Origin of the sequence: Streptomyces sp. NPDC005820 (assembly GCF_040630255.1) — a bacterium.
GTDB lineage: Bacteria > Actinomycetota > Actinomycetes > Streptomycetales > Streptomycetaceae > Streptomyces.
Genome location: NZ_JBEXXE010000028.1, coordinates 106,061 through 132,899, shown reverse-complemented (window position 1 = coordinate 132,899; position 26,839 = coordinate 106,061). Strand labels below are relative to the sequence as shown.

Sequence of the window (26,839 nt, the reverse complement as noted above, 5' to 3'; positions counted from 1 at the left end):
TCGTACCGGCTAGCGGTGGGACGTGAACTCGACCACCTGCTGGAAGGTGGGCCGGTTCTGCCAGCTGATGTTGTAGTGCTTGATGCCGCCCAGGGTGCGCTGGACGATCGAGTCGGCGCACCACTGGTCGCCCGCCGAGCACAGGGTGTCACCCGGGTAGACCTGGGCCGCGGTCTTGCCGGCCGCCGTCTTCAGGGTGCTGATCAGGACGTCCCGGCAGCCGCTGAGCGTGCCGCCGCCGCAGTACTTCTGCGTCAGCCCGCCCTGCACGGTCTGGCCGAGCACGGCCCGGATGTCCTTGTCGACATAGCTCCACCAGCCGTACTGGAAGGAGCTTCCGGCGTGCGCCCCGGTCGGCCCGTGGGCGGCCGAGGGGGACTCGTCGATCGGGAGGTTGGCGGTGATCGCGGTGTACAGGTCGGTGCCGAGACCGGGTTCGAACTCGCCCTGGACCAGCAGCGGCCACCAGGCGTCCAGGATGCGGATCGCGTCGGCGTTGGCGTAGGTCTTCGAGCCGGCCGAGGTCTCGGTGCGCTTGCCGCCCGCGGTCAGCCAGGTCTGCAGCTTGGTGACCGCCGCCGCGGCCGTGGAGTCGGTGACCGTGGAGCTGTTGATCACCTTCAGCAGGTTGGGCAGGACGTCCTCGGCGCGCAGGTCCGCGAGGGAGGCGTCCGCCATGGCCTTCACCAGGGAGGCCCGGGTGACCCCGCCGGCCGCGACCAGCGCCTTGACCCGGCTCTCCAGGAGGTTGCCGCGGTGCACCGAGCCGTCGCCCCAGGAGGCCGTGGTGTAGTTCAGGGCCTGTTTGTTGTTCCAGGAGATGTAGTAGTCCTGGTCGATGGAGTTGGGGTGCTCCGAGGCCGCGGTGTACGTGGCCGTGTTGGTGGCCGGCACCCAGTTCTTCCACTCGTACGCCGCCTGCGCCCACACCGGGAACTCGGAGTCGACGCCGCTCGCGCGCACCGGGTTGTTGCCACTGTTGTAGTACGCGGTGTGGGTGGAGTCGGCGTAGAACCAGTTGAAGGTGTAGTTGATGTGCTGCACCGCGCTCTGGAAGGTCTGCGGGCTCTTGACGTAGTCCGGGTCGTTCAGCATCTGGAAGCCGATGATGGAGTCGGCCTCGTGCATGAACGACGAGCGCAGGGTGGTGTAGGCGACCTTCTTGCCGCCGACGGTCGCCCGGTACTCCACGGGGCCGTACTTGGTGCGGTACACCCGCATCGTGTACGAGCCCGCGGCGGTGTCGTCGGCGGTGGTCGGCTTCCAGGTGTTCTTCTGCTCGACCACGTCCATGGCCGTGCAGGTGCCGTGGTACAGGTAGTGGTAGTCGTCCTGGCACAGTTCGACCGCGTAGGTGTCGATGATGTCCTGGCCGGAGGTCGTGGCGGACCACGAGTAGTCCTGGCCGCGGCCCAGTTCGACGTACATGCTCAGCCCCGCGAAGGAGGCGCCGCGGGCGCTGATGCCCGGGCCCTGGATCTCCTGGAGCATGAGCAGCTGCGGGGCGAAGTAGCCGGTCTGCGGTCCGAAGACGGCGATCGGGTGGCCGCTCGCGGTGTACTTGCCGCTGACGACGAGGGCGTTGGACATCCCGCGCCGGGCCGAGCTGAGGGCGGTCGCGGTGGCCGCCGCGGCGGTGGCGGAGGCGCTCTGGTCGCCGCCGGTGCCGGTGGCGTCGTAGACCAGCGGCTGGGTGCTGACCGAGCCGGAGTCCGGCAGCGCCTGGCCCTGCGCGGTGTCGGGCTTGGCGCCGTACGGGAAGCTCTCGCCGTTGTGGACGGTGAGGGCGGCCTCGGGGTCGTTGCGTTCGCGGAACGCCTCCCAGGCCTTGGTGCCCTCCGTCACGCCGTACTTCTCCTGCGCCTCGAGCAGCGAGATGGCGTTGTTGACCTCGCCCCCGCCGCCGGAGCCGAAGAGGGCGCCGATCACCGAGGCGAGCGCCACCATGTCGGTGATCTTGAAGTGGTCGATGGTGCCCGCGTTGGTGATTGAGTCCTTGTGGCCGGTCAGGACGTACTCACCGGGGAAGTAGCGACCGCTGTCGGAGGCGTCGATGTAGGAGTTGATGCCGTCGAGGTAGGCGTTCGCGTCCGCGAGGGCCTGCTGGCCGCGGGTGCCGTTGTTCGCGACGGCGTTGTCGATCTGGGCCTGGAGGTCTGCCTCGGTGTACGGAGCGTTGCGCCAGAACTGCTGCTCGAGACCCTGGTTGGCGGGGTCGCCGCCGGCGAAGGTGGTGAGCTGTCCGCGGCCGACGTGGCGGAAGACGTCCATCAGCCACAGCCGGTCCTGGGCGGCGGCATACCCGGCGCCGAACTCGGTGCCGTATCTGGTGGTACCGGTGATGTGCGGAACGCCCGTCTTCTTGTCGCGGACGATCGTCACATCGGTGCGGCCGGCGGGGTTCAGGGTGGAGGCGACTTGATCGGAAGCGACACCGAACGACGCGTCGTTGAAGAAGGTGTTGATCGTGGCGTTGGTGAGGCCGGAGTAGCCCTTGGCCAGGTTGGCGTAGGGGCCGAGCTGGTCCTCGGCGTGGTCGGGCTGGGTGCCGAAGGCCTGGTTGACCAGGATCTGCGCGAGGGTGGCGTTGCCGTTCTCGCCGGGCGGCAGGATGTCGGAACACTGGCCGCCGCAGTAGTCGTTCGCGGCGGTGACGTCGGCCGCCGCGGCCGTCGTCTGGGCAAGGGGCGACAAAAGACCGGCAATGAGCGCGCATATGGATGCGGTCTTCAGGAACCCGGGGAATCTGCCGGGAGTTCTCAGTCTGTCGAGAGTGAAGCGGGGGGTTCGCCGTGGCATCGGCTGCTCCTAGCGACGCGGGGGAATCGGCGGAAGGTTACCGGCGGTATCCCCGGGATTGAAGATGAACATGCGTCAAGTTTTCGGCAGGTGGCGGCCCGTGGAGATCGGAGGGAGCCGAATCGCATGTCGATACGTCTATTCGACGACGTCCGTACGACGACGCCGAAGTGACCGAAGTACAGGTGCAGATGTGACGGAGGTGCAAGGCGATGGCGGGTTTCCGGAGTCTGGCGAGACAGGCGCGAGACGCTCGGTGCGATCTGGCACTGCGGCGTTACTCGCTCCGCAAGTGCCTTGAACGGTTCGCCCCCTACGGGCACCGGGCGACCTGGGACCATCTGTGCTCCCGGGCCGGGTTCGGGCCCGAGGACCGCTCCCCCGACCCGGCGCGGCTCGTGGCCGCGTTGGACGAGCTGGAGGAGGCGCGGGCGGTCTGGCTGGCCTACGAGGTCGAGTTCGCCGAGCGCCGCAAGAAGGAGAAGCACGACGGGCTGCGCAGGCCGGGCAGCGTCGACGACTGGCACCGGCTCACCTGGGGCGGCTTCGGCGTGGCGTGGTGCGACGACCCGCGGGTCCACCCCCGTGCACCGCTGGCCGAGGTGCTGCGCCGGCTGATCAGCGCGCTGGAACGGGAACCGGGTCACTCGTGTCCGGTCTGCGGCGGCGAGCGCCTGCAGTGGAAGTACGACCTGGACCACGAACCGTCGTCGGGGCCGGTCTGCGCGGACTGCGGCATCCTCGTGCCGCGGCCCGTCCTCACCCCCGAGGCGCTGGCGTACGCCCGGCGCGGACGGCTGCTGGTGTCGGTGTCGGCCTGAGGTCCCCCTGAGAGCACGGGAGCGCGAGAGCACGCCGGGGGTGCGCCGGGGATGCCGCACCCCCCTTGGATACCGATTCGGGTACCGATGCCGATCGGCGCCCGGGGCTCAGTCGGCGACGGAGGGGCCGTACCAGTACGGGTGCGCCCAGCGTTCGCCGTGCGGCAGGGCCAGGAGTTCGGCGCGCAGCGCGAGATCGTGCTCACCCGCCGTGCGCAGGCAGGCGGGGGCGCGTGCGGCGAGCCAGGCCTGGAGCGCGGCGAGGACGGCGGGCTCGTCGTCCGGGGCCCACCAGGAGAACGGCAGCTCGTCGAAGACGAGTTCGCACTCCCATCGCACGGCGCAGTCCGCGAGGTGCGCGTCGGCTACCGGGCCGGGCTCCCAGCGGTCGAGGAGCGGGGCGAGGTCGTCGAGGATCAGGACACAGGTCTCGAACACGTACGCGACCGGGTACGGCGGGGTGAGCGTGGCAAGGGTGTCCTGCCACCAGGCGAGCACGAACGCCTCTATCGCCGCCGCCTGTTCGGCCGGCCAGGTGCGCCAGGCCGCCCGCGCGATACCCGGGACACCCCAGCCGATGCCGTCCAGGGTGCCGTCGGCGAGGGCGTGTGCGGTCTGCGGGAGCAGCCGGCGCATGGACGCGGTGTGGTCGTCGAAGTGGAGGGAGCCCTCGAAGGCGTACCTCCGCAGGACGTCCGGGGGGACGCGTGTGTACGGGGTGCGCAGGTACGCGGTCTCCTCGGGCAGGTGACAGAGTGCGCAGCCGGTCTCGTGCGGACTGGCGAAACCGTTGAAGACCGTGTCGATGTCCGCGAGGGCGGCGGCGAGGGCCGTGGAGGGCATGGGAGTTCGTCCTGCCGGGACTCCGTGCGCGTCGGCTGCGCGAGGGCGCGGCCGGCGGCCGAAGAGCGCGACGTTACCAGCCCCTAATCGACTGGCTCCACCCCTTTCCCGCAAGGACAGTTGGGGATGATGAAACCTTGCTGAGGAACCGAAGGAGCCCCTCGATGTCGACGCTGCGCGTCACCGCCGAAGTCCTGACCGTGCACGAGCACCCCAACGCCGACGCCCTCGAACTGGCCCAGGTCGGCCTGTACCGGGCCGTCGTCGCCAAGGGCGCGTACCGCACCGGTGAGGCCGCCCTCTACATCCCCGAGCAGGCGGTGCTGCCGTCGGCGCTGGTCGAGGAGCTGGGGCTGACCGGGCGACTGGCGGGCAGCAGGTCGGACCGGGTGAAGGCGGTGCGACTGCGGGGCGAGCTGTCGCAGGGCATCGTGTGCCGGCCGAAGGCGCTGGCGGAGGTCGATCTGGTGCGGGCGGCGGCGGAGGGCACGGACTTCGCGGAGCGGCTCGGCATCGTGAAGTGGGTGCCGCCGATCCCGCCCACCATGAACGGGGACGTCGAGGCGGCGGCGGATCTGCTGCCGTGGGTCGACATCGAGAACATCCAGCGCTACCCGGGCATCTTCGAGCCCGGCGAGCCCGTGGTCCTCACCGAGAAGCTGCACGGTTCGGCGTGCCTGCTGACGTATGTCGCGGGCGACGGGCGGGTGCATGTGTCCTCGAAGGGCTTCGGCGCGAAGTCGCTGGCGCTGGTGGAGGACCCGCGGAACCTGTACTGGCGGGCGGTGCGCGGCCACGGCGTCGCGGAGGCGGCGGCCCGCGTCGCCGAGCGGCTCGGGGCACGGCGGGTCGGTGTCTTCGGGGAGGTGTTCGGCGCCGGGGTGCAGGACCTGACGTACGGCGCGGACGGGCGGCGCGAGACGCTCGGGTACGCGGTGTTCGATGTGTCCGTGGAGGTCGGGGGTGTGGTGCGGTGGCTGGACGCGGCGGAGGTGACGGGGCTGCTGGAGGGGGTCCTGCCGCTGGTGCCCCGACTGTTCGAGGGGCCGTACGACAGTGAGGCCGTCCTCGGGATCGCGACCGGCCGGGAGACCGTGTCCGGGCGCGGGCTGCATCTGCGGGAGGGCGTGGTGATCCGCCCCGCGACCGAGCGGTACAGCCCGGTGACGGGCGGCCGGGCGATCGCGAAGGCGGTGAGCGGCGCGTATCTGACCCGGAAGGGCGGGACGGAGTACGAGTAAGGGGACGGGACTGTCCCGACCCAGGGGCGCGGGGAACCGCGCGAACGGCCACGACGGCGCCGCAGCCGTACGACGGACGCCGCGCCCCCTACCTCCGGCGTTCGCCCAGCAGGCGCGACCCCGTCAGGCGGTCACCGAAGACGTCGTCCGGGTTGGACAGCACGCACGTGTCCAGGGAGAGGCAGCCGCAGCCGATGCAGTCGGTGAGGTGATCCCGCAGGCGGTTCAGTTGCTGGATGCGTCGGTCCAGTTCCGCCCGCCACCTCTCGGAGAGCCGCGCCCAGTCCTCGCGGGTGGGCGTGCGCTCCTCGGGGAGCTCCAGGAGTGCCTCGCGGATCGTGGCGAGGGGGATCCCGACCCGCTGGGCGGCGCGTACGAAGGCGACCCTGCGGAGCGTGTCGCGGTGGTAGCGGCGCTGGTTGCCCGCGGTCCGGCGGCTGGTGATCAGCCCTTTGGACTCGTAGAAGTGCAGGGCGGAGACGGCGGCGCCGCTGCGTGCGGCGAGCTGCCCGACCGTCAGCTCGTGAACCTTCTCGGGAATCTGCGGCACCCCTCGAACCCTACCGCCCCCGTCCGCTACCATGCTAAGCAGTCGCTTAGCAGATGAGACCGCGCGAGAGGGCCCGAGACGACATGGCAGAGCCGAGGATCTTCACGTCCGCCGAGGAACTGAAGGCGGCGGTGGGCGAGCAGCTGGGATACACCGACTGGCTGGAGATCGACCAGAAGCGGATCGACCTGTTCGCCGACGCCACCGGTGACCACCAGTGGATCCACGTCGACCCGGAGAAGGCCGCCGCGGGCCCGTTCGGGACCACCATCGCCCACGGGTATCTGACCCTGTCCCTGCTGCCGCTGTTCGGACCGCAGCTGATCACCGTCGAGAACGTGAAGATGGGCGTCAACTACGGCACGAACAAGGTGCGTTTCCCCTCGCCCGTCCCGGTCGGCTCCCGGCTGCGCGCCACCGCGACGATCACCGGCGTCGAGGACGTCACCGGCGGTGTCCAGGTCACCGTCGTCTTCAGCGTGGAGCGCGAGGGCGGGGACAAGCCGGTGTGCGTCGCGGAGTCCGTCTCCCGGTACTACCTCTAGGGCCCCGGGCGCGGCCCCTACTCCGCCGCGCCCACCATCCGCAGCACGAGGTCGGCGTAGAGCGCGCCGACCTCGTCCGGTGTGCGGGGTCCGTCGACGTTGAACCAGCGGGCCACGTCGATGCACAGGGAGAGCACGGCGAGCGTGGTGCCGTGCACGTCGATGACCTGGAACTCCCCCGCCGTCACCCCGTCCTGGATGATCCCGCGCACCTCGGCGTCGACCTGCCGGCGGAGGCCGAGGATCTCGGCGCGGGCGTCGGGCCCGAGGGCGTCGAGTTCGTACTGGACGACCCGGGCCGTGGTGCGCCGCCCGGCGTGCCAGCGGACGAAGGAGCTCACGGCCTCCGCGAGCCGCTGGGTCGCACTGCCCTCGCCGGCCGCCGCCGTGCGCAGGATGTCCAGCGCCCGGTCGTGGCCGATCCGGCTGATGCGGTGGAGCAGCTCTTCCTTGGTCTTGTAGTGGATGTAAAGGGCGGCCGGGCTCATGCCCGCGCGGCCCGCGATGTCACGGGTCGTCGTCGCGTGGTAGCCGCGTTCGGCGAACGCCTCCACGGCGGCGACGAGCAGTCGCCGGGCCGCGTCAGGGGTGACCTCGTCCCACGGCTCGATCTCGCCGCCGGCCGTCTCCTGAGCCGTACTCATCCCTCGCTCGCCCCTCTCGGTACAGTCGGTCCACCATACCGCCGAAGGTGAGCGGCCGCTTAGTGTGGCCGCTCAGCCCAGGGAAAACCCTCGAACCCGCTAGATCTTCTCGAAGGGGTCGTGCTCGGCGAGCAGTTTCTCCAGCCGGGCCTGGTCGACCCGGTTCACGATCGCCCCCGCCTCCTGCCGGTCACGGATCACCTTCGCCAGGGTGAAGGTGGAGGTCACCAGGTACAGGACCGCGATGGCCAGGAACGCGCGCACCCAGGCGTCGGCGTTCATCTGATAGATCCCGATCGCCGTGGCCGCCATGGCGATGGCGAAGGACGCGACGGCCTGCCCGTAGAACGCGGCCGTGTTCTGCTGTTTGACCGGTGTGTCACTCATGGGCGACAGGATCCCGCCGATGTGGCGCGCGCCATATCCGTACGCGTACTCAGACGGGTACTCAGAACGCCGACACTCCCGTCAGCGCCCGCCCGATGACCAGCTTCTGGATCTGGCTGGTGCCCTCGTACAGGGTCATCACCCGGGCGTCGCGCAGCAGTTTGCCCGCCGGGTACTCGTCGATGTAGCCGTAGCCGCCGAAGACCTGGAGGGCGTTGTTGGCGGCGCGGACGGCGGCCTCGGAGGCGAAGAGCTTGGCCTTGGAGGACTCGACGGCGAACGGCAGCCCGCGGTCGATCAGATCGGCGACCCGCCAGGTCAGCAGCCGGGCCGCGTCGACGTCCACGGCGATGTCGCTGATCAGCTCCTGGATCAGCTGGTGGTGGGCGATGGACCTGCCGAACTGCTCGCGCTCGCCCGCGTACCGCACGGCCGCGTCCAGGGCGGCCTGGGCTATGCCGACACAGCCCGCCGCGACCGACATCCGGCCCTTGGCGAGGGCGGACATGGCGACCGAGAAGCCCTTGCCCTCCGCGCCGAGCAGGGCGGACGCGGGCACCCGGACATCCTCGAGGACCAGTTCGGCGGTGGCCTGGCCGCGCAGACCGAGCTTGCCGTGGACGGTGCGGCGGGTGAGGCCGGGGGTGTCGGCGGGGACCAGGAAGGCGGAGACGCCCTTGTGGCCGGGGGCGTCCGTGGAGCGGGCGAAGAGCAGGACGACGTCGGCCCAGGTGCCGTTGGTGATGAACATCTTGCTGCCGTTGATCACATACGAGTCGCCGTCGCGCACGGCCCGGGTGGCGAGGTTGCCCGCGTCCGAGCCGGTGCCGGGCTCGGTGAGGCCGAAGCAGCCGACCAGCGCGCCGGAGGTCAGCCCGGGCAGCCAGCGTCGCTTCTGCTCCTCGCTCCCCCAGGCCGCGATCGTCTTCGCGACCAGCCCCAACGACACCGAGACGATCCCGCGCACGGACGAGTCGCCGCGCCCCAGCTCCTCCGTGACCAGGCAGTACGCGAGATGGTCACCGCCCGATCCGCCGTACTCCTCGTCGATCGTCAGCCCCAGGAAGCCGACCTCGCCGAGCTTCTTCACGATGCCCCGGTCCACCTCCTCGGCACGGTCCCAGGCGATCACATGGGGGGTGATCTCGCGCTCGACGAAGTCCCGGGCCAGCCGTCGGACGGCCTCCTGCTCGTCACTGAGCCCCAGATGCACCACGAGAACACCTCACTTGAAAGCCGGACATTTAAATTAGCACTGCTAGTTTCTGGTCGCAGCCCTACTATGTGCGCCATGGCCCGACCGCGCAAGCCCCTTCTCAGCACCGACCGGATCGTCGAGACCGCACGGGCGCTGGTGGACGGGGAGGGCCTGGCGGCCGTCTCCACCCGCCGGCTCGCCGCCGAACTGGGGGTCAGCGGGCCCTCGCTCTACAACCACTTCCGCACCAAGGACGAGATCCTGGAGGCCGTCGCCGACTCGGTGAGCGCCCAGATCGACCTGTCGATGTTCGAGGACGGCCGCGAGTGGCGGACCGCGCTGCACGACTGGGCGGTCTCCTACCGCGCCGCCCTGCGCGACCACCCGAACATCGTCCCGGTCCTCGCCCAGGGCCCGGGCCGCCGCCCGGCCGGCCTCAGGGTCGCCGACGCGGTCTACGGCGCGATGGTGGCCGCGGGCTGGCCCCCCGCCCAGGCCACCTCCATCGGCGCCCTGATGCGCTACTTCATCATGGGCTCCGCACTGGGCTCCTTCGCCGGCGGTTTCGTCGACGACGCCGAGGCCTACGACCCCGCGGACTACCCCCACCTCGGCCAGGCCCACCTCCTGGCCGACCAACAGGAGAAGATCGACGAACGGGCCTTCGAGACGGGCTTGACGGCGTTGCTGGACGGCCTGGCCATGCAACACCGCGACCTGTCCTGATCCGAAGGGGCGCGGGGCCGTATCGACATGCGGCTCCGCCGCGTGGGCGCGACCGGCCCTCACGCACCCGCAGCCAAAACACTTCGGCGCCCACCGAACCGTCCGTCCCCCATCCTGGAAAACATGACCACCAGGGACACAAGGGCACGGGGCCTGGCCGCCCTCGCGGCACTGATCGCCGACGAAACCCGAGCCACCTGCCTCCTCGCCCTGCTGGACGGCAGGGCATGGACGGCCGGCGAGCTGGCCCGCCACGCGGGCGTCGCCCCGTCCACGCTCAGCGAGCACCTCGGCAAACTGGTCAGCGGCGGACTCCTGGCCGAGGAACGGCAGGGCAGACACCGTTACGTCCGCCTCGCCGACCCCCGCATCGCCGAGCTCGTGGAGGACCTCGCCGCCCAGGTCGCCCCGGACGCACGCCCGAAGACTCTGCGCGCCGCGACCGCGAGGTCCGCGATGGCGCGCGGCCGCACCTGCTACGACCACCTCGCCGGCCGCCTCGGCATCGCCCTCGCGGACGCGCTCGGCGCACGCGGGCTCCTGCGCCAGGACACCGGCTTCGCGCTGACCGACGTGGGACTGCGCTGGTTCGCGGCGGCCGGCATCCCGCTCGACCGGGCGGGCCGCCGCCCGCTGGCCCGGGCCTGTCTGGACTGGACGGAACGCCGCCCCCACCTCGCGGGGGTCGCGGGCGCGGCCCTGTGCCGGCACGCCCTCGACACCGGCTGGTGCGAACGGATCGGCTCCGAGCGGGCGGTCCGGGTGACGGCGGACGGGGAACGGGCCCTCGCCGATCTGCTGGGCGTCGAGCGGGCCGCTCTGCGCTGACGCACGCGTCCGAAATCCGCGAGCCGACTCGCCCCTCCTCTTTCTAGCCTCGGGAGCATGATGAACACCGCTCGTCGTCCGGAGCTGCTCGCCGCGGGTGCGGCCGGCTTCACCGTTCTGGCCTGGGCCTCCGCCTTCGTCTCGATCCGCAGTGCCGGGGGCGCGTACTCCCCGGGCGCACTGGCGCTGGGCCGGCTGCTGGCCGGTGCGCTGGTGCTGGGGGTGCTGTGTGCCGTACGGCGTGAGGGGTGGCCGCCGAGGGCCGCCCGGCGTGGGATCGCGGTCTCGGGCGCGCTCTGGTTCGGCGTGTACATGGTGGTCCTGAACTGGGGCGAGCAGCAGGTGGACGCGGGGACGGCGGCCCTGGTGGTGAACATCGGCCCGCTGCTCATCGCGCTGCTGAGCGCACGGTTCCTGGGGGACGCGCTGCCGCCGAGGCTGCTGGCCGGGATGGCGGTGTCCTTCGCGGGCGCGGTGACCGTAGGGCTGTCGATGTCGGGCGGGGGCGGGTCCTCGCTGCTCGGGGTGGTGCTCTGTCTGGTGGCGGCCGTGGCGTACGCGGGCGGGGTGGTGGCGCAGAAGCCGGCGCTCGGGCACGCGAGCGCGCTGCAGGTGACGGCGTTCGGGTGCGCGGTGGGGGCGGTGCTGTGTCTGCCGTTCGCCGGGCAGCTGGTCCGGGAGGCCGCAAAGGCTCCGGCGTCCGCCACCCTCAACATGGTCTATCTGGGTGTCGTGCCGACCGCGCTGGCCTTCACGACCTGGGCGTACGCGCTGGCCCGGACGACGGCCGGACGGATGGGGGCGACGACGTACGCCGTGCCCGCGGTGGTGGTGCTGATGTCGTGGCTGGCGCTCGGCGAGGTGCCGGGGCTGCTGACGCTGGCGGGCGGGGCGCTGTGTCTGGCGGGCGTGGCGGTGTCGCGGTCGAGGACGCGGCGGGCCGCGGCGGCGGAGCCGCGGCCCGAGGAGGAGGACGTGTCAGCGTGAGCGGGCCGCCCGGCCGGCGAGGACCTTGATGGAGATCAGCGCGAGCACGGCGAGGGCGACGATGTAGGCGGACACCGCGAGGGAGGTGCCCGTCGCCTCCAGCAGCAGGACCATGACGAAGGGGGCCAGGCCGCCGCCCGCGACGGCGGCGATCTGGTAGCCGAGGGAGGCGCCGGTGTAGCGCATCTCGGGGGTGAACAGTTCGGCGAAGAGGGCGGCCTGGGGGCCGTACATGATGCTGAGGAAGCAGCCGGCGACGAAGCTGCCGACCGCCAGCCACAGCAGTGAGCCCGTGTCGATCAGCAGGAACATCGGTACGGCCCACAGGGCGATGCCGGCCGCGCCGAACGCGTAGATCCGGATCCGGCCGAGACGGTCGGAGAGGGCGGCGGAGAGCGGGATCAGGGCCAGCTGGGTGAGGCTGACGCCGAGGGAGACGGCGAGCACGGGCCCGCGGGCCATGCCGAGCTCGCGGGTGGTGTAGTCGAGGACGCCGGTGATGAGGATGTAGAAGGCGGCCGTGTTCACGGCGAAGGAGCCGCCCGCGAGCAGGACCGTGCCGAGGTGCTCGCGCAGGATCATGCGCAGCGGGGAGTTCTGCCCGGACTTCTCCTGCTCGCTCAACGCCCGTTCGGCGGCCCGGAATTCGGGGGTCTCCTCGACGTGGGTGTGGATGTAGCGGGCGAGGACGAGGACGAACAGGCCGACCACGAAGGGGACGCGCCAGCCCCAGGCGGCGAAGGCGCTGTCGGTGGTGAGGGCGCCGGCGAGGAGGAAGGCGGTGTTGGCGGTCACCACGCCGATGGGGACGCCGAGTTGGACGACGCTGCCGTACAGGCCCCGCTTGCCCTCGGGGGCGTACTCGGTGGCCAGCAGCATCGCGCCGCCCCACTGGGCGCCGACCGCGACGCCCTGGACGACCCTGAGGAGGACGAGCAGGATCGGCGCGGCGACGCCGATGGTGTCGTACGTCGGGAGGAGGCCGATGGCGGTGGTGGCCAGGCCCATGAGGGTGAGCGCGAGGACCAGCATGGGCTTGCGGCCGCGCTTGTCGCCGAGTTGGCCCGCGACGATGCCGCCGATCGGGCGGGCGAGGAAGCCGACGGCGAAGGTGGCGAAGGCGGCGAGGACGCCGGCGGTGGAGCTGCCGGCCGGGAAGTACAGATCGCCGAGGACGAGGGCGGCGGCGATGCCGAAGACGAAGTAGTCGTACCACTCGACGGCCGAGGCGAGGGCGGCGGCGGTGGCGACGCGGCGGCGATGGGGGGGCGCCGGGGCCGCGGTGGGGGTCGGGTGAGCGGTGGGGAACGTGTCCATGCGTGCACACTCCAGGGGGTGCTCTGGGGACGTTCCGGGGAACATACTGACCGGACGGTATGTGGTCAACGGGCTGTGCGGAGCTTCTTCGGCCGGACCCGCAACCGGGCCCGGCCAAAGGGAGGGGAAAGAGTCGGAAAAGGACCGGGGGGTGTCCCTAGAAGACCACCAGGGACCGGCCGCCCTTGCCCGCGAGCATGTTCTCGAAGGCCGCCGGGATGCCGTCGAGGGCGATGTGTTCGGTGACCAGCGCGGAGAGGTCGAGGCGGCCCGCGCGGACGTGGTCGGCGAGCACCGGCAGGTCCCGCGCCGGGTCCGAGTTGCCGTAGACGCAGCCGGACAGGGTCCTGCCCCAGTGGAAGAGTTCCAGGGCGTTGAAGGTGACCTGCTGGTCCTTGCCGCCGATGCCGACGACGGTGGTGCGGCCGCCGCGCCGGCTGGACTCCCAGGCCGTACGGATGGTGACGGCGCGGCCCACGCACTCCACGGCCACGTCGACCCCCTGTTTGCCGGTGAGGCCGCGGATCTCGCGGGCCGTCCGATCGGAGGCGACCACGTACGCGGTGGCGCCCGCCGCCCGCGCCAGTTCCTCCTTCTCGGGGGAGACGTCCACGGCGACGATCGTGGAGGCGCCGGCGATCCGGGCGGCCTGCAGGGTGGCCAGACCCACCCCGCCCACGCCGAACACGGCGACGGTCTCACCGGCGCGGACGCGCGCGGAGTGGTGGACGGCGCCGTATCCGGTGAGGACCGCGCAGCCGAGGAGGGCAGTACGGCGGCGCGGACCATGGCGGCGATCTCCTCAGAACTGCAGGGACTTGGTCTGGAGATACTCGGCGAGACCGTGCGCGCCGAGCTCACGGCCGACGCCCGACTGCTTGTAGCCGCCGAACGGGGCGAGCGGGTTGAAGCGGCCGCCGTTGATGTCGACCTGGCCGGTGTCCATGCGCCGGGCGAAGGCGACCGCCTCGGCCTCCTCCCCCGCCCAGACCGCGCCGGCCAGTCCGTAGACCGTGCCGTTGGCGATGCGCAGGGCGTCCTCCTCGTCCTCGTAGCGGAGGATCGACAGGACCGGGCCGAAGATCTCCTCCTGGGCGACGGTCATCTCGGGGGTGACGTCGGCGAAGACGGTGGGTGCGACGAAGTAGCCGCGCTCGCGCGGGGATTCGGGGCCGCCCGCGACCAGCCGGGCGCCCTCGGCGACGCCCTGCTCGATGTAACCCCGCACGCGTGCCTGCTGCTTGGCGTTCACCAGCGGGCCGATGCGGTCGCCGTACTTGGCGGCGGCGGCCCCGGCCAGCTCGACGGCCTCCTCGTACCGGTCGCGGTGGACCAGCATGCGGGTCCAGGCGCTGCATGTCTGGCCGGAGTTGGACATCACGTTGGCGACGCCGACGTTGACCGCCCTGGCTAGGTCGGCACTCGGCAGGATGACGTTGGCGGACTTGCCGCCGAGTTCGAGGGCGACCTTCTTGATCGCGGCGCCGGCCGTGGCGGCGATCCGCCTGCCGACGGCCGTGGAGCCGGTGAAGGAGACCAGGTCGACGCCGGGGTGCTCGGCGAGGGCCTGGCCCGCGACCGGGCCGAGGCCGGTGACGAGGTTGAACACCCCGGCCGGGACCCGGGCCTCGTGGACGGCCTCGGCGAAGAGCTGGGCGGTGAGCGGGGTGTCCTCGGCGGGCTTGAGGACCACCGTGCAGCCGGCGGCCAGGGCCGGGGCGACCTTGGCGACGATCTGGTGCAGCGGGTAGTTCCAGGGCGTGATGGCGGCGACCACGCCGATCGGCTCGTGCAGGACGGTGGAGTTGCCGACCTTCTCCTCGAAGGAGTGCGTGGCGGCGAGTTCGGCGTAGGAGCCCGCGACCGCGATCGGCAGGCCCGCGTGGACCGCCTGGGCGAGGGCGGGCGGCGCGCCGAGTTCGGCGGTGACGGTCTCGGCGATCTCGTCCTTGCGGCTCGCCAGTGCGTCCCGGAGCGCGGTCAGGCGGGCGGCGCGCTCGGCGGGCGGGGTGGCCGCCCAGGCGGGGAGCGCGGCCCGGGCGGCCCGTACGGCGGCGTCGACGTCCTCGGCGTCACCGGCCGGGACCCGGGCGATCACCTGCTCGTCGGCCGGGTCGACGACCTCGATCACGTCCCGGCCCGCGGCGGGGCGCCAGGCGCCGTCGAGATAGATGCCGTCGTGTGCCTTCATCGCGTTCCTTCCGGCGGGGGTGGTCGTCCGCGCCCCAAACTAGCGTCGTTAGTTTTCCGGCACCAGGGGCCTCCGGGCGACTGCGCCACCACGGGTGAGTGCCCGACGGTGAGAAACCGGACGGTCTGGTTCGGGTCAGCGGGGGCGGGGGTCCGGTTCGAGTACGCGGGTGAAGTGGGCGAAGACGACGAGGTTGCCGTCGTAGCCGGTCCTGCGGTGGAAGGCGCCGCCGCAGGTGATCAGCCGCAGCTCGGGGCGGCCGCGGTCGCCGTACACCTCGCCGTTGGGGAAGTGCGCCTTCTCGTACTTGCGCAGGGCGTCGACGGCGTAGACGGCGGTACGGCCGTCGGCCCGGCGGACCTCGATCAGCTTGCCCCGCTTCAGCTCCGACAGGCCCGCGAAGACGGCCGGACCGCTGTCGGTGTCGAGGTGCCCGACGGCCACGGCGGTCCCCCGCTCGCCCGGCCCCGGACCGTCCGCGTACCAGCCGACACGGTGGGCGTCGTTCTCGGCGGGCGCGGGCAGCCGACGCCGGTCGTCGAGCCGGAGGTCCAGGACCGGGGCGTCCACGCTGATGTAGGGGATGAGGAGTCGGAGGGCACGGGAGTGCGGGAGGGAGGGGAGTGACGGGGGGACGGCCGCGGTGGAGCCGGGGCCGGCCGAGGTCGTTCCCGGGCGGCCGGGGCCGGCCTGGGTCGGCTGGGCGGGCCGGGGCGGGGGGCCCGCAGTGGGCTGCTGCGGGCGTACTCCGGGGGATCCGCCCGGGGAGTCGTGGGGTTCGCCGGGGGAAGGCGCGCTCCGGGGGCGGGAGTCGCCGTCCTGGGGGCGGGGCGAGGCGAGCGGGCCCCGGCCGTCGGCGGGGTCGCCGGGTTCCGCTCCGGCGACCCGGGCGGAGCCCCCCGGGCCGGCCGCCGCCGCGCCCGGGGGTTCCTCGTCCTGGGTCCAGTGCACGCACCCCGTGACCAGCGCGGCGGTCAGCACGACCGTCCGGGTCAGGCGGTAGGCGCGCGTGTGGTACCAGGGCCTGCGCCTGCGCCGCCGTCTACGCGGCGCCATGCGGACGGCGACGGAGCCGGAACCAGACCACTCCGCCGACCGCGGCCACGCCTACGGCGGCCGCACCGGCCACCGGACCGAAGGCCGCGTCCCGGGCGAGACCGCCGCCGCCGGCGGGCGGACCGCCGTGGGGGCCGCCGGGGTAGCCGTGCGGCGGCTTGGTGGTCGGGGGCTCGGTGGTGGGCGGCTGAGTGGTCGGGGGCTCCGTGGTCGGGGGCTGTGTGCTGGGGGTGCCCGTGGGAGTGCCGGTGGGGGTGCCCGTGGGGCTCGGCGAGCCGGAGGGGCAGTCGACCCAGAAGACCTTCTGCTTGCCCGCGCCGTCGCCGTCGGCCGTCGTGAAGGTGAGCTTGTAGTGCCCGTTGGGGAGCGAGATGTCCTCGCTGCGACCCGCCCCCGTGGCGTCGAGGGTGATCTCGCCGCTGGCGCCGTCCGGTCCGGACGACGGCGGCTGGGTCACGATGGTCCAGGAGGCGTGCTCGTTCGGGTCGAAGTTGAAGGCGTCCAGGTAGAAGAGGCAGACGTGCGGGTCGTTCTCCGGCAGTTCTACGCCGGTCTCGGCGTCGTGGATCTTGATGTCCCCGTTGGCGGCGGCGAAGGCGTGCACCCCGGTCAGGGCGCTCCCCGCGACGGTGAGGGCCGCGAGGGCGGCGATACGGGCGCCGGCGCGGCGGGGGCGGGGCGTGACGTGCATGCAGGCTCCTCCGAGTCAGATGATTTTCATACAAATCACTCTTCGTCTGACTCTTTGTCACATGCGCGCGCCCTACGAGGGGCGCCTCGCCCTACGCTCCGTCAACTGTCCCTCGTCCGGCCCACGCTCGACCCGGAACTGCGTGCCCCGGCGCCCCCTTCCGGCGCCCCGGCCCTCTCCGCCCTCTCCGCCCTCTCCGCCCCCTCGGCCACCTCGGCCGGCTTCGCCGGGGAGCGCAGCGCCACCCCCGACGACAGCAACAGCAGCGCGCCCAGCATCACGAAGGGCGCCGCCACCCCCGCGACCCCGGCGACCAGCCCCGCCGTGGCGGGCGCGGCGACCTGGCCGAGGCGGTTGCCGGTGAGCCGCAGCGCGAGGGCCGTGGAGCGGGCGCCGTCGGGCGCGGCCTGCACGACCGTCGTCATGGACAGCGGCTGCCCGACCCCGAGGCAGAAGCCGAGGACGGCGAGGATCACGCCGAGCGCCCAGACCGGCACCGGCAGCGCGATCCCCGCGCACAGCAGGGCCGCCAGCAGACAGGTCACCGCGAGCAGCAGCGTCCGGCCGAGCAGCCTGAGCAGCGGGGTGAGGACGAGCCGGCAGGCGATGGTGGCCGCCGCGCGGACGCTCAGCAGGACGCCGATCACCGCGGGCGCGATGCCCCGGTGTTCGCCGACCACCGGGAGATAGGCGGTGAGGATGTCGGTCGCGGAGAGCACGGCGAGGCTGACGAAGATGCCGGCCGGGACGCCCCGGGCGCGCAGGATGCGGCCGACGGGGACGCGCTCGCCGTCCGCCGTACGGGACTTGGACGTCGTATCGCGGTCCTCTATGCGCCACAGGGACGTGAACGCGACCGCGCAGCCCGCGCCCGCGACGAGCAGGGCGAGCGCGCTGCTGTGCGCCATGTCGTCGCCGCCGATCAGGGCGCCCGCCGCGACCGGGCCGACGAGTTGGCCGAGGGAGGCGCCGATGGTGAAGTGACCGAAGTTGCGGTCCTGTTCGTGCGGGGCGGACTGGCGGGCGACGAGCGACTGGGAGCCGATGACGAAGCACAGGTGGCCGAGGCCCATCACCCCGCTCCACAGGGCCATCGCCCACAGGGAGCCGGCGAGGCCGCTCAGGGCGCAGCCGCCCGAGATGAGGACCACGCCCACCGGCAGCAGCGGGGCGCAGCGGCCGTGGTCCGTGCGGCGGCCGAGCGGTACGGCGGCGAAGAGCGGCAACAGCGCGTAGACGCCCGCGATGACGCCGACGGCCCGTTCGTCGGCGCCCAGCGCGAGGGCCCGGTAGGAGACGGCGGGCCGGGCCATCGACACCGCCCCCTGCGCGAAGGAGAAGGCGATGACGAGTCGGAGCAGCCAGCCGCGGTTCCTGCCGGGCCTCACGAGGTCCTCCCTGTGCTCGGAGAGCGGGTGTGTGTCAGATGATGCCGAACAGCAGGCCCGCCCCGAGGATCACCAGGCAGGTCAGGGCGGCCCACTTGACCACGAAGCGGGTGTGGTCGCCGAACTCGACCTTCGCCATGCCGACCAGGACGTAGACGGCCGGGACGAGCGGGCTCGACATGTGCAGGGGCTGGCCGACGAGCGAGGCGCGGGCCATCTCCAGCGGCGTGACCCCGTGCGCGGCGCCGGCCTCGGCGAGGACCGGCAGGACGCCGAAGTAGAAGCCGTCGTTGGACATGAAGTAGGTGAGCGGGAGGCTCAGCAGACCGGTGACGAGGGCCATGTGCGGGCCCATGCCCGAGGGGATGACGTCGACCATCCACTTGGCCATGTGGTCGACCATACCGGTGCCCTGGAGGACGCCGGTGAAGACGGCGGCGGCGAAGACCATGCCGGAGACGTTGAGGACGTTGTCGGCGTGGGCGGCGAGCCGGGCCTTCTGGTCCGGGATGTGCGGGAAGTTGACGGTGAGCGCGGCGGCGGCGCCGAGCAGGAACAGCACCGGGATCGGCAGCCACTCCATGATCATGGCGGTGAGCAGGGTGACCGTGAGCAGCGCGTTGAACCAGTACAGCTTGGGGCGCAGGGTGGCCCGGTCGGGGTCGAGGCCCTGGAAGCCCTCGTCCTGCGGCTCCTCGGGGAGGGACGCGCCGCCGTTGCCCCCGGTGGCCTTCGTATCGGTGCCGGCGCCGGCGCCCACGAGGACGGTCTCGGCCTCCTGGGGCTCCAGCGCCTGGTCCAGCGTCAGCACGCCGAGCCGCTTGCGCTCGCGGCGGCCGAGGACGTACGAGAGGACGAAGACGAAGAGGAGGCCCACGGCCAGCGCCGGGATCATCGGCACGAAGATGTCGCTCGCGTCGAGCTTCAGCGCGGTCGCGGCGCGGGCGGTCGGGCCGCCCCAGGGCAGCGTGTTCATCACGCCGTTGGCCATGGCGGCCACGCCGGTCATCACGACCAGGCTCATCTTCAGGCGCTTGTACAGCGGGTACATCGCCGAGACGGTGATCATGAAGGTGGTGGAGCCGTCGCCGTCGAGGGAGACGATCGCGGCGAGCAGCGCCGTGCCGACGACGATGCGCAGCGGGTCGGCCTTGCAGAACTTCAGGATGCCCCGGACGATCGGGTCGAAGAGGCCGACATCGATCATCACACCGAAGTAGACGATCGCGAACATGAGCATCGCCGCCGTCGGGGCGAGGCTGCCGACGCCTGCGATGACATAGTCACCGAGCTTGGCGCCCTTTCCGACGAAGACGCAGAACAGCGCCGGGATCAGCACGAGCGCCGCGATCGGCGACATCTTCTTCATCATGATCAGGACCAGGAAGGTCGCGATCATGGCGAAGCCGAGGATGGTCAACATGAATGGATACCTAACGTTCGCCCTTGAACATCCCACCTGGGGGTCGGCGGTGCGTTGACGTTAGGTCCGTTCAATCGGCGTTAACAAGACGTTGACGCGCGAGCAATAAGCGCAATACTCCAGGTCACGGCGTTGCGACGAGTGCGGCGATCTCGACGGGCACGCCGTTGAGGACCGCGTTGCCCGACAGGGGGTCCAGCAGGCTGCCGTCGAGGAGCTGGTTGACGTTGACACCGGGGTCCGTCGCGGCGTGGCCGAGCCGGGTGCCGGGCCGGTCGTGGCCCCAGCCGTGCGGCAGGCTCACCACGCCCCGGCGCACGCCCTCGGTGACCTCGGCCGGGGCGGTCACCTCTCCCCCGGCGCCCTTCACCCGCACCGGCGCCCCGTCCCGTACGCCCAGCCGCTCGGCGTCCTCGGGGTGGATGTGCAGCGTGCAGCGGTTGGTGCCGCCGGTGAGGGCCGGGACGTTGTGCATCCAGCTGTTGTTGGAGCGCAGATGACGGCGGCCGACGAGGACGAGTCCGGCGGGCCGCTCGCGCAGGGCGGCGGTGAGCCGGGGGAGATCGTCGACGATCGGCTGGGGCAGCAGCTCGATCCGCCCGCTCCTGGTCTTCAGCGGCTGCGGCAGGCGCGGGGCGAGCGGTCCGAGGTCGATGCCGTGCGGGTGGTCGAGGAGGCGGGCGAGGGTGAGTCCCTCGGAGTCGGCGCCGAAGCCCTCGCCGTAGGGGCCGAGGCGGAGCATCAGGTCGAGCCGGCGTTCGACGCCCGTCTCGCCGGTGAGCCGCGTGGCGAGCTCCTGCGGGTCGCGGCCGTGCACGGGCGAGTGGGTCTCCTTGACGGCCTTGCCGAGGGTCTGCGCGATGACCAGGTCGTCGACGGCGGACGGGTCGGCGCCGTGCATCCCGGTGGCGGCCAGGACCAGCCGGGCGAGGATCTCGCTCTCGGCCATCCGGCCGGGCTCCAGCGGGACGGCCGGGGGCGAGTAGCGGACCTGGTTGCGCACGGCGAGCGCGTTGAAGGCGAAGTCGTGGTGCGGGCTCTGGGAGGGCGGGGGCGGCGGCAGCACGACGTCGGCGTGGCGGGAGGTCTCGTTGAGGTACGGGTCGACGCTCACCATGAAGTCGAGCGCGCCGAGCGCCTTGTCGAGGCGGTCGCCGTCCGGCGCGGACAGCACGGGGTTGGCGGCGACGGCGATGAGCGCGCGGATCGGCTCGCCCTCGTCCGTCGCGGTGTCGATCTCCTCGGCGAGCGCGGAGAGCGGCAGCTCGCCCTTCGCCTCCGGGTACCGGCTGACCCGGGAGTGCCAGCGGCCCAGCGCGAAGCCCCGGCCGGGTCCGGCCGGGCGGGGCGTCCGGTCGGTCGCGGCCAGCGGGAAGAGGGCGCCGCCGGGCCGGTCCAGATTGCCGGTGAGGATGTTGAGGACGTCCACGAGCCAGCTGCCGAGGGTGCCGAAGGGGACCGTGCAGCTGCCGATGCGGCCGTAGACGGAGGCGGTGGGGGCGGCGGCGAGTTCCCGGGCGAGGGCCCGGATGACACCGGCGTCGACATCACAGGCCGGGGCGACCGCCTCGGGGGTGAACTCCCGTACGGCGTCCCGGACTTCGTCGACGCCTTCGACGTGCGGGGCCAACTCCCCCAGGTCCACGAGGCCTTCCTCGAAGAGGACGTACGTCATCGCCGCGAGGAGGAGGGCGTCGGTGCCGGGCCTGATCTCGAGGTGCCGGTCGGCGAGCCTGGCGGTGCGGGTGCGGCGCGGGTCTATGACGGTGAGCGTGCCGCCGCGGGCCTTGAGCGCCTTCAGCTTGCCGGGGAAGTCGGGGGCGGTGCACAGACTCCCGTTGGATTCCAGGGGGTTGGCGCCGATCAGCAGCAGATGGTCGGTGTGGTCCAGGTCGGGCACGGGGATGGCGAGGGCGTCGCCGTAGAGCAGCCCGCTGGAGACGTGCTTGGGCATCTGGTCGACCGTGGAGGCGGTGAACAGGCTGCGGGTGCCGATCCCGGCGACCAGCACCGGCGGGTAGAGGGCGCCGGCCACGGTGTGGACGTTGGGGTTGCCGAGCACGATCCCGACGGAGTGCGGGCCGTACCGTTCGACGACCGGCCGGATCCCGGCGGCCACGGCGTCGAAGGCCTCCGCCCAGGTGGCCTCGCGCAGCTCCCCGTCCCGGCGGACGAGGGGGGTGCGGAGCCGGTCGGGATCCCCGTCCACGGCCCCGAAGCTGGCGCCCTTGGGGCAGATGAACCCCTTGCTGAACACGTCCTCCCGGTCCCCGCGGGCACCGGTGACCTTGCTCCCCTCGATGGTCAGCGTGAGGCCACAGGTGGCCTCGCACAGGGGGCAGATTCGCAGGGCGGTGCGGGACACGGGTCCTCCCGGGGGGCGGCGGCGTTGCCTTGGTGCGGCCGAGCATACCGAGCGGTATGGGCAACGGCGAGGGGTCCCCCGACTCGGCCGATGAGGATCACACCGCTGCCGGCGCCGACGAGGCGGGTCAGTCCAGCACCCGTCCCAGATAGGCCCGCAGCAGCTCCCGCATCTCCGCGATCACTTTCGCGTCGCCCTCCGGGTCCACGCGGAAGGCCAGCTGGACGAGGGTGTCGGCGGTTTCGACGGCGATGAGGAAGGTGCGGCGCAGGTCGTCGTCGGGGGTGCGGTCGAGGTGGACGGAGAGGAGGTCGGCGAGGCGGTCGGCGACGCGGTGGTTGGGTTCGGCCTGGCGGGCGCCGACCGGGATCTGGTTGCCGAAGTCGACGAGGGAGAAGCCGGGCGCGGTGCGCTTCATGGCCAGGTACTCGTCGAGCACGGCGTCCATGGCGGCCCGCCAGTCACCGTGCCGGGCCCCCTTCAGCCGCTCGGTGACCCGCTCGGACCAGCGCTCCAGGTTGCGCTGGGCGAGGGCGTCGGCCATCTGGCGCTTGTTGCCGAAGAAGCGGTAGACGGAGCCGATGGGCACGCCGGCGCGCTGGGCGACGGCGCGCGTGCTCAGGGCGTCGTAGCCGACCTCGTCCAGCAGGTCGGCGCAGGCGTCCAGGATCCTGGTCAGCCGTTCGGCACTGCGCCGCTGGACCGGCGCGCGGCGGAGCGATGTCGCTTGGGGCACGGACTTCATGATGCCTTTCCGTCGCGGCCTGGTGGAACCTCGCCCCTCGGTACGGAGAAAGGTGACAGATGCACTCAACCTGCTCTCACCCTGCGCTCAACCCGATTCCGACGCGCCGGGGGACGGCTCCGAGACGGTGATGTCGGCCGTGCTCTCGACGGGCTTGCCGTCGACCGCCCAGACCGTGCCGTCGTCGGCGTACAGCCGTGCGGTGACCTCGTGGGTGCCGTGCGGGAGGTAGCCGGCCGGGATGCGGTAGGCCGGGGTGCGCAGATCGGCCACGGGCTGGCCGTCGACCGAGAGCCGGGCGGTGCCGCGGCCGGTGACCGCCTTGGCCGGCGCGCCCGACGGCGTGAAGCGGAAGTCGGTCAGGCGCAGCCGGACGTCCCAGCTGCCGTCGCTGTCGGGCTGGACCTCGACGCCCACCCCGGGCGCCCCCTTCTTGTCCACCTCGCGGTAGTGGCGCCCGTCGTCGTCCGTGTCGTCCAGGACCTTGCCGACGGGTGAGGGCGACACCACGGTCCCCTGTTCCCGGGCATCACCGGACCCGCAGCCCACGGCTGCGGCCAGCGGCAGGACACAGACCGTGAGCGCGGCGACGGCTGCGCGCTTCCAGGACATGCCCGGGAGATTAGAGCACCTGTCCGACACGCGGATCCCCCTGGGGTCTGGTTCTGGCCGGGTGTGATCGTCCTCAGTGAGGAGGAGCGGCGGACCTCTTGCGCCCTCGAAAACGCAATCCTACGGTGATGCATAGGAATCGGCCGGGCAAGGAACCGCCACGCAAGGGAGCGACGATGAGCAGCGGGGACGCACGCAAGACCGCCGAGGGGCTGTCCTATCTCCCGGGGTTCGGCAACGAGCACGCCTCCGAGGCGGTGCCGGGCGCCCTCCCCGAGGGCCGCAACTCGCCGCAGCGCGCCCCGCTCGGCCTGTACGCCGAACAGCTCAGCGGTACGGCCTTCACCGAGCCGCGCGCCCACAACCGCCGCTCCTGGCTGTACCGGATCCGCCCCTCGGCCGCGCACCCGGCGTTCACCCGCGCCGATGACGGGACGCTGCGCACCGGGCCGTTCACCGAGACGGTCGCCGACCCCAACCGGCTGCGCTGGGACCCGCTGCCCGAGCCCGCCGAGGGCACCGACTTCCTCGCCGGCCTGTGGACCCTCGGCGGCAACGGCGACGCCGCCCGGCGCACCGGCATGGCCGTGCACCTCTACCACGCGAACGCCTCCATGGACCGGGTCTTCGGCGACTCCGACGGCGAGCTGCTGATCGTGCCCGAGCGCGGCGGGCTGCTGCTGCGCACGGAGTTCGGGCTGCTGCAGGCCGAGCCGGGCGAGGTGGCACTGATCCCGCGCGGGGTGCGCTTCCGCGTGGAACTCCTGGACGCCTCCGCGCGCGGGTACGTCTGCGAGAACCACGGCGCCCCCTTCCACCTCCCCGAGCTCGGCCCGATCGGCGCCAACGGACTGGCCAACCCCCGCGACTTCCGCGCGCCCGTCGCCGCGTACGAGGACGTCGAGGGCCCGGTGGAGGTGGTCAACAAGTTCTGCGGCCACCTCTGGAGCGCGACCTACGGCCACTCGCCGCTCGACGTGGTCGCCTGGCACGGCAACCATGTCCCGTACGTCTACGACCTGCGCCGTTTCAACGTCATCGGGACCATCTCGTACGACCATCCCGACCCGTCGATCTTCACGGTGCTGACGTCCCCGTCGGACACCCCGGGCCTGGCCGGGGTCGACTTCGTGGTGTTCGCGCCGCGCTGGCTGGTGGGCGAGGACACCTTCCGGCCGCCGTACTTCCACCGGAACGTGATGAGCGAGTACATGGGGCTGATCGAGGGCGCCTACGACGCGAAGACGGCCGGAAAAGGCGGCTTCGTGCCGGGCGGCGGCTCGCTGCACAACATGATGTCGGCGCACGGCCCGGACCGGGAGACCTTCGACCGGGCGAGCGCCGCCGAGCTGCGGCCCCAGCGGGTCGACGACGGCCTCGCGTTCATGTTCGAGACGCGGTGGCCGCTCACCCTCACCCCGCACGCGGCCGGCGCGGACCATCTGCAACGGCGGTACGACGACGTGTGGAACGGCCTCGAACGCCACTTCCGCCCCTTGCCCTGACTCATTGCGACCGGTACGGATGGCCCGTGACCTCCTTCGCCCCGGACTCGATCGTCCTGAACCGCAAACTGCCGCTCTGGTACCAGGTGTCGCAGTCGCTGCGCGCCTCGATACTCGGCCGCTCACCCCGCGACCCGCTGCGGCTGCCCACCGAGGAGCAGCTGGCGGAGCACTACGGGGTGAGCGTGCTGACCATGCGGCAGGCGCTGAAGGAGCTGGAGGACGAGGGGCTGATCAGCCGGCACCGGCGGCGCGGCACGTTCATCGAGCCGGACGTGCGCCGGGGTGCGCCGGTGCGGCTGCTGGGCTCGGTCGACGCGATCGTGGCCCAGCAGTCCGGCATGGTGACCCAGCTCCTCGGCCATGGGCGGGCCCCGGTGCCCGCCGAACTCGCCGAGCACTTCCCTGACCTGGCCGAGGTGGCGACGTACCACCGGCTGCGCGGCGACGAGAAGACGGGCGAGCCGACCAACCACGCCCGCAACTACGTCCGTCCCGAGATCGCCGCCCGGATCGACCCGGACGACCTGGTGCGCTGGCCGATGACCAAGGTGCTCAGGGACGTCGTGGGCGCGGACATCGCCCGGATCACGGACACGGTCGAGGCCCGGCTCGCGGACCCGGAGACCGCCCAGCTCCTCCGGGTGCCGCTGCTGAGCCCGATCCTGCACTACACGGGGGTCACCTACGACGGCGACGGGCGGGTGCTCGACGCGGCCGTCATCCACTACCGGGGGGACCGTTTCTCCTTCACGGTCACCCTCGACGCGACCCCCGACTCCGCTCTCGACTCGACCCCCGCCGCGACCTGAGCACCACGTACCATGCCCAGCGTGACGCACGACGACGCTCCGCCGCTGGCGGACCTCATGCCGTGGTCCGTCGCACCGCCGCGGCTCGGCCGGGGGTGGCCGACGGCCGCCGACCCGGCGTCCCTGAAGGCCCGGTGGGACGCCCTGGTGACGGCCGAGGGACCGGAGCGCGAGGCCCTGTTCGAGCCGACGCGCTCGCGCACCCTGCACACCGCGGTCGGCCAACTGCCGGGCGGTACGGGCGGCACCGAACGGCTGGTCCGGGCGTCCGGCCCCTGCCCGGAGCCGGTACGGGTGCTGGCCGCCCCCTTCGACGAGCGGTGGCTGATCCCCGACCACCGGCTGATCGACGCGGCCCGCCCCGAACTGTGGCGGGTGGCCGACGAACGGCAGGTGTTCGTGGTGGAGACCCCCGAGCTGCCGAAGGCCCCGCTCCTCGCCACCTCCCTGCTGCCCCTGCTGCGGCCCGGCCGTGTCCGCCCGCTGTACCGGCGGCCGGGCGGCGCCGAGCCGAATCTGGCGCCCGGCCTCCTGGAGCACCTGGGCCACTCCCCCGATCCGGTGGACTTCCTGGCCTGGACCCTGACGGCCGTCCGCCCCGATCTCACCGTCCCGATCCCCCGGGACCCCGCGCTGTGGGCCCGGGGTGTCGAGTCGGGCCGGCGGGCGCTGTGGCTGCTGCGGCGGGACGGCGAGCGCCCCAAGCTGCCCGGCGGCCGCCGCCCCTACGTCCGCGCCCCGCTCCCGGCCCACCCGCTGACCCTCCTCTACGACCGTGAGGAGGAAGCCCTGCATCTCGACGAAGGCCGGATCTCGCCGGTCCCGCCGCAGGCCTGGGACGTCGAGACGGGCGCGGGGGTACGGGTCCTGGAGCAGTGGTTCACGGCCCGGACCGCCGAGAGCGCCGAGCCGGGCACCCTGGCGGCGATCCGCCCGGCGGCCTGGCAGCAGACGTGGACGTCCGAACTCCTGGAACTGATCACGGTGTTGGCGCTGTTCGCCGAAGTGCGCGAGTGGCAGCGGGAGTTGACGGTGACGGACCCCGTCACGGCGGCGGAGCTGCGGGCGGCGGGCGTGCTGCCGGTCCCAGACTCCGCACGGCGTCCAGCCTCCGTGCTGGACCATCAGGAGGAGGGCCCGGAGGGGCAGTTCGCGCTGCTCTGAC

Annotated in this window: 24 protein-coding genes and 1 pseudogene; 9 read left to right on the top strand and 16 right to left on the bottom strand. The window is 72.4% G+C overall.

Annotation, left to right across the window (positions count from 1 at the left end):
• Positions 1 to 9: 9 nt before the first annotated feature.
• Positions 10 to 2,799, bottom strand: a complete 2,790-nt coding sequence (locus tag ABZ464_RS31405) for a penicillin acylase family protein (protein ID WP_359282326.1) — start codon at positions 2,797 to 2,799, stop codon at positions 10 to 12.
• 212 nt (positions 2,800 to 3,011) lie between these two features.
• On the opposite strand from ABZ464_RS31405, the gene ABZ464_RS31400 reads away from it, so the two are divergent.
• On the top strand, positions 3,012 to 3,620 hold the full coding sequence (locus ABZ464_RS31400) for a hypothetical protein (RefSeq protein WP_359282324.1): 609 nt from the start codon (positions 3,012 to 3,014) through the stop codon (positions 3,618 to 3,620).
• A gap of 108 nt (positions 3,621 to 3,728) precedes the next feature.
• On the opposite strand, the gene ABZ464_RS31395 is transcribed toward ABZ464_RS31400, so the two are convergent.
• Positions 3,729 to 4,463 carry a hypothetical protein gene (locus ABZ464_RS31395; protein WP_359282321.1) on the bottom strand — a complete coding sequence of 245 codons (735 nt, stop codon included), beginning with the start codon at positions 4,461 to 4,463 and terminating at the stop codon, positions 3,729 to 3,731.
• A 164-nt stretch (positions 4,464 to 4,627) separates the two neighbouring features.
• Here ABZ464_RS31395 and ABZ464_RS31390 point away from each other — a divergent pair, with 164 nt between their 5' ends.
• A complete protein-coding gene (locus tag ABZ464_RS31390; protein ID WP_359282320.1) occupies positions 4,628 to 5,704 on the top strand; it encodes an RNA ligase (ATP) in 1,077 nt (358 codons plus the stop codon).
• Between the two features lie 88 nt (positions 5,705 to 5,792).
• Here the strand turns inward: ABZ464_RS31390 and soxR are convergent, their stop codons facing one another.
• A complete protein-coding gene (soxR, locus tag ABZ464_RS31385; protein WP_359282318.1) occupies positions 5,793 to 6,254 on the bottom strand; it encodes a redox-sensitive transcriptional activator SoxR in 462 nt (153 codons plus the stop codon).
• Positions 6,255 to 6,337: 83 nt separating this feature from the next.
• Between soxR and ABZ464_RS31380 the strand changes: the two genes are divergently transcribed.
• Positions 6,338 to 6,799 carry a MaoC family dehydratase gene (locus ABZ464_RS31380; RefSeq protein ID WP_359282316.1) on the top strand — a complete coding sequence of 154 codons (462 nt, stop codon included), beginning with the start codon at positions 6,338 to 6,340 and terminating at the stop codon, positions 6,797 to 6,799.
• A gap of 17 nt (positions 6,800 to 6,816) precedes the next feature.
• Here ABZ464_RS31380 and ABZ464_RS31375 read toward each other — a convergent pair whose 3' ends face one another.
• From ABZ464_RS31375 to ABZ464_RS31365, 3 genes are all read right to left on the bottom strand, one after another.
• The gene (locus ABZ464_RS31375) at positions 6,817 to 7,443 is read right to left on the bottom strand and encodes a TetR/AcrR family transcriptional regulator (protein WP_359282314.1); all 627 of its coding nucleotides are present in this window, start codon (positions 7,441 to 7,443) and stop codon (positions 6,817 to 6,819) included.
• A gap of 99 nt (positions 7,444 to 7,542) precedes the next feature.
• Positions 7,543 to 7,830, bottom strand: a complete 288-nt coding sequence (locus tag ABZ464_RS31370) for a YiaA/YiaB family inner membrane protein (protein ID WP_359282313.1) — start codon at positions 7,828 to 7,830, stop codon at positions 7,543 to 7,545.
• Between the two features lie 61 nt (positions 7,831 to 7,891).
• Positions 7,892 to 9,043: an acyl-CoA dehydrogenase family protein gene (locus ABZ464_RS31365; protein ID WP_359282389.1), complete on the bottom strand. Its 1,152-nt coding sequence runs from the start codon at positions 9,041 to 9,043 to the stop codon at positions 7,892 to 7,894.
• Between the two features lie 69 nt (positions 9,044 to 9,112).
• Between ABZ464_RS31365 and ABZ464_RS31360 the strand changes: the two genes are divergently transcribed.
• The 3 genes from ABZ464_RS31360 to ABZ464_RS31350 all read left to right on the top strand — a co-directional run bounded on the left by ABZ464_RS31360 (position 9,113) and on the right by ABZ464_RS31350 (position 11,569).
• Positions 9,113 to 9,754: a TetR/AcrR family transcriptional regulator gene (locus ABZ464_RS31360; RefSeq protein WP_359282310.1), complete on the top strand. Its 642-nt coding sequence runs from the start codon at positions 9,113 to 9,115 to the stop codon at positions 9,752 to 9,754.
• 123 nt (positions 9,755 to 9,877) lie between these two features.
• The gene (locus ABZ464_RS31355; RefSeq protein ID WP_359282308.1) at positions 9,878 to 10,582 is read left to right on the top strand and encodes a helix-turn-helix domain-containing protein; all 705 of its coding nucleotides are present in this window, start codon (positions 9,878 to 9,880) and stop codon (positions 10,580 to 10,582) included.
• Between the two features lie 60 nt (positions 10,583 to 10,642).
• Positions 10,643 to 11,569: a DMT family transporter gene (locus tag ABZ464_RS31350; RefSeq protein ID WP_359282387.1), complete on the top strand. Its 927-nt coding sequence runs from the start codon at positions 10,643 to 10,645 to the stop codon at positions 11,567 to 11,569.
• Here ABZ464_RS31350 and ABZ464_RS31345 read toward each other — a convergent pair.
• The 10 genes and pseudogenes from ABZ464_RS31345 to ABZ464_RS31300 form a co-directional block, all read right to left on the bottom strand.
• On the bottom strand, positions 11,561 to 12,886 hold the full coding sequence (locus tag ABZ464_RS31345) for an MFS transporter (protein ID WP_359282306.1): 1,326 nt from the start codon (positions 12,884 to 12,886) through the stop codon (positions 11,561 to 11,563). The two genes, ABZ464_RS31350 and ABZ464_RS31345, sit on opposite strands and share 9 nt — an antisense overlap.
• Positions 12,887 to 13,043: 157 nt before the next feature.
• Positions 13,044 to 13,655: pseudogene (locus tag ABZ464_RS31340) on the bottom strand (zinc-binding dehydrogenase); the annotation flags it as partial.
• A 33-nt stretch (positions 13,656 to 13,688) separates the two neighbouring features.
• A complete protein-coding gene (locus ABZ464_RS31335) occupies positions 13,689 to 15,077 on the bottom strand; it encodes an aldehyde dehydrogenase family protein (protein WP_359282305.1) in 1,389 nt (462 codons plus the stop codon).
• Between the two features lie 135 nt (positions 15,078 to 15,212).
• On the bottom strand, positions 15,213 to 16,133 hold the full coding sequence (locus ABZ464_RS31330) for a class F sortase (RefSeq protein ID WP_359282302.1): 921 nt from the start codon (positions 16,131 to 16,133) through the stop codon (positions 15,213 to 15,215).
• The gene (locus ABZ464_RS31325; protein WP_359282300.1) at positions 16,120 to 16,824 is read right to left on the bottom strand and encodes a hypothetical protein; all 705 of its coding nucleotides are present in this window, start codon (positions 16,822 to 16,824) and stop codon (positions 16,120 to 16,122) included. Before ABZ464_RS31325 ends, ABZ464_RS31330 begins: the two co-directional genes overlap by 14 nt.
• A 101-nt stretch (positions 16,825 to 16,925) precedes the next feature.
• Entirely contained in the window at positions 16,926 to 18,212 is a 1,287-nt protein-coding gene (locus ABZ464_RS31320; RefSeq protein WP_359282298.1) for an MFS transporter, read from the bottom strand.
• 34 nt (positions 18,213 to 18,246) lie between these two features.
• Positions 18,247 to 19,635, bottom strand: coding sequence for a citrate:proton symporter (locus ABZ464_RS31315; protein ID WP_359282296.1), 1,389 nt, complete (start codon positions 19,633 to 19,635; stop codon positions 18,247 to 18,249).
• 124 nt (positions 19,636 to 19,759) lie between these two features.
• Entirely contained in the window at positions 19,760 to 22,000 is a 2,241-nt protein-coding gene (locus ABZ464_RS31310; RefSeq protein ID WP_359282294.1) for a molybdopterin oxidoreductase family protein, read from the bottom strand.
• A gap of 127 nt (positions 22,001 to 22,127) precedes the next feature.
• Positions 22,128 to 22,745: a TetR/AcrR family transcriptional regulator gene (locus tag ABZ464_RS31305; protein WP_359282291.1), complete on the bottom strand. Its 618-nt coding sequence runs from the start codon at positions 22,743 to 22,745 to the stop codon at positions 22,128 to 22,130.
• An 87-nt stretch (positions 22,746 to 22,832) separates the two neighbouring features.
• Complete coding sequence (locus ABZ464_RS31300) at positions 22,833 to 23,357, bottom strand: hypothetical protein (RefSeq protein ID WP_359282288.1); 525 nt, start codon at positions 23,355 to 23,357, stop codon at positions 22,833 to 22,835.
• A gap of 176 nt (positions 23,358 to 23,533) precedes the next feature.
• Here ABZ464_RS31300 and hmgA point away from each other — a divergent pair, with 176 nt between their 5' ends.
• From hmgA to ABZ464_RS31285, 3 genes are read left to right on the top strand one after another with little or no spacing between them, the layout of a single operon-like run.
• On the top strand, positions 23,534 to 24,862 hold the full coding sequence (gene hmgA, locus ABZ464_RS31295) for a homogentisate 1,2-dioxygenase (RefSeq protein WP_359282287.1): 1,329 nt from the start codon (positions 23,534 to 23,536) through the stop codon (positions 24,860 to 24,862).
• 26 nt (positions 24,863 to 24,888) lie between these two features.
• Positions 24,889 to 25,674 (top strand): GntR family transcriptional regulator, encoded by a 786-nt coding sequence (locus tag ABZ464_RS31290; protein ID WP_359282285.1) that lies wholly within the window; start codon positions 24,889 to 24,891, stop codon positions 25,672 to 25,674.
• 12 nt (positions 25,675 to 25,686) lie between these two features.
• Entirely contained in the window at positions 25,687 to 26,838 is a 1,152-nt protein-coding gene (locus tag ABZ464_RS31285) for a type ISP restriction/modification enzyme (protein ID WP_359282283.1), read from the top strand.
• Position 26,839: the final 1 nt, after the last annotated feature.

Excerpts from the sequence above, each read along its gene's own strand:
- ABZ464_RS31395 (WP_359282321.1), bottom strand. The coding sequence starts at position 4,463 with ATGCCCTCCACGGCCCTCGCCGCCGCCCTCGCGGACATCGACACGGTC.
- ABZ464_RS31380 (WP_359282316.1), top strand. The coding sequence starts at position 6,338 with ATGGCAGAGCCGAGGATCTTCACGTCCGCCGAGGAACTGAAGGCGGCG.
- ABZ464_RS31390 (WP_359282320.1), top strand. The coding sequence starts at position 4,628 with ATGTCGACGCTGCGCGTCACCGCCGAAGTCCTGACCGTGCACGAGCAC.
- ABZ464_RS31325 (WP_359282300.1), bottom strand. The coding sequence starts at position 16,824 with ATGCACGTCACGCCCCGCCCCCGCCGCGCCGGCGCCCGTATCGCCGCC.
- ABZ464_RS31400 (WP_359282324.1), top strand. The coding sequence starts at position 3,012 with ATGGCGGGTTTCCGGAGTCTGGCGAGACAGGCGCGAGACGCTCGGTGC.
- ABZ464_RS31305 (WP_359282291.1), bottom strand. The coding sequence starts at position 22,745 with ATGAAGTCCGTGCCCCAAGCGACATCGCTCCGCCGCGCGCCGGTCCAG.
- ABZ464_RS31370 (WP_359282313.1), bottom strand. The coding sequence starts at position 7,830 with ATGAGTGACACACCGGTCAAACAGCAGAACACGGCCGCGTTCTACGGG.
- ABZ464_RS31375 (WP_359282314.1), bottom strand. The coding sequence starts at position 7,443 with ATGAGTACGGCTCAGGAGACGGCCGGCGGCGAGATCGAGCCGTGGGAC.
- ABZ464_RS31350 (WP_359282387.1), top strand. The coding sequence starts at position 10,643 with ATGAACACCGCTCGTCGTCCGGAGCTGCTCGCCGCGGGTGCGGCCGGC.
- ABZ464_RS31360 (WP_359282310.1), top strand. The coding sequence starts at position 9,113 with ATGTGCGCCATGGCCCGACCGCGCAAGCCCCTTCTCAGCACCGACCGG.
- ABZ464_RS31300 (WP_359282288.1), bottom strand. The coding sequence starts at position 23,357 with ATGTCCTGGAAGCGCGCAGCCGTCGCCGCGCTCACGGTCTGTGTCCTG.
- ABZ464_RS31315 (WP_359282296.1), bottom strand. The coding sequence starts at position 19,635 with ATGTTGACCATCCTCGGCTTCGCCATGATCGCGACCTTCCTGGTCCTG.
- ABZ464_RS31330 (WP_359282302.1), bottom strand. The coding sequence starts at position 16,133 with ATGGCGCCGCGTAGACGGCGGCGCAGGCGCAGGCCCTGGTACCACACG.
- ABZ464_RS31355 (WP_359282308.1), top strand. The coding sequence starts at position 9,878 with ATGACCACCAGGGACACAAGGGCACGGGGCCTGGCCGCCCTCGCGGCA.
- ABZ464_RS31405 (WP_359282326.1), bottom strand. The coding sequence starts at position 2,799 with ATGCCACGGCGAACCCCCCGCTTCACTCTCGACAGACTGAGAACTCCC.
- ABZ464_RS31345 (WP_359282306.1), bottom strand. The coding sequence starts at position 12,886 with ATGGACACGTTCCCCACCGCTCACCCGACCCCCACCGCGGCCCCGGCG.
- hmgA (WP_359282287.1), top strand. The coding sequence starts at position 23,534 with ATGAGCAGCGGGGACGCACGCAAGACCGCCGAGGGGCTGTCCTATCTC.
- ABZ464_RS31335 (WP_359282305.1), bottom strand. The coding sequence starts at position 15,077 with ATGAAGGCACACGACGGCATCTATCTCGACGGCGCCTGGCGCCCCGCC.
- ABZ464_RS31285 (WP_359282283.1), top strand. The coding sequence starts at position 25,687 with ATGCCCAGCGTGACGCACGACGACGCTCCGCCGCTGGCGGACCTCATG.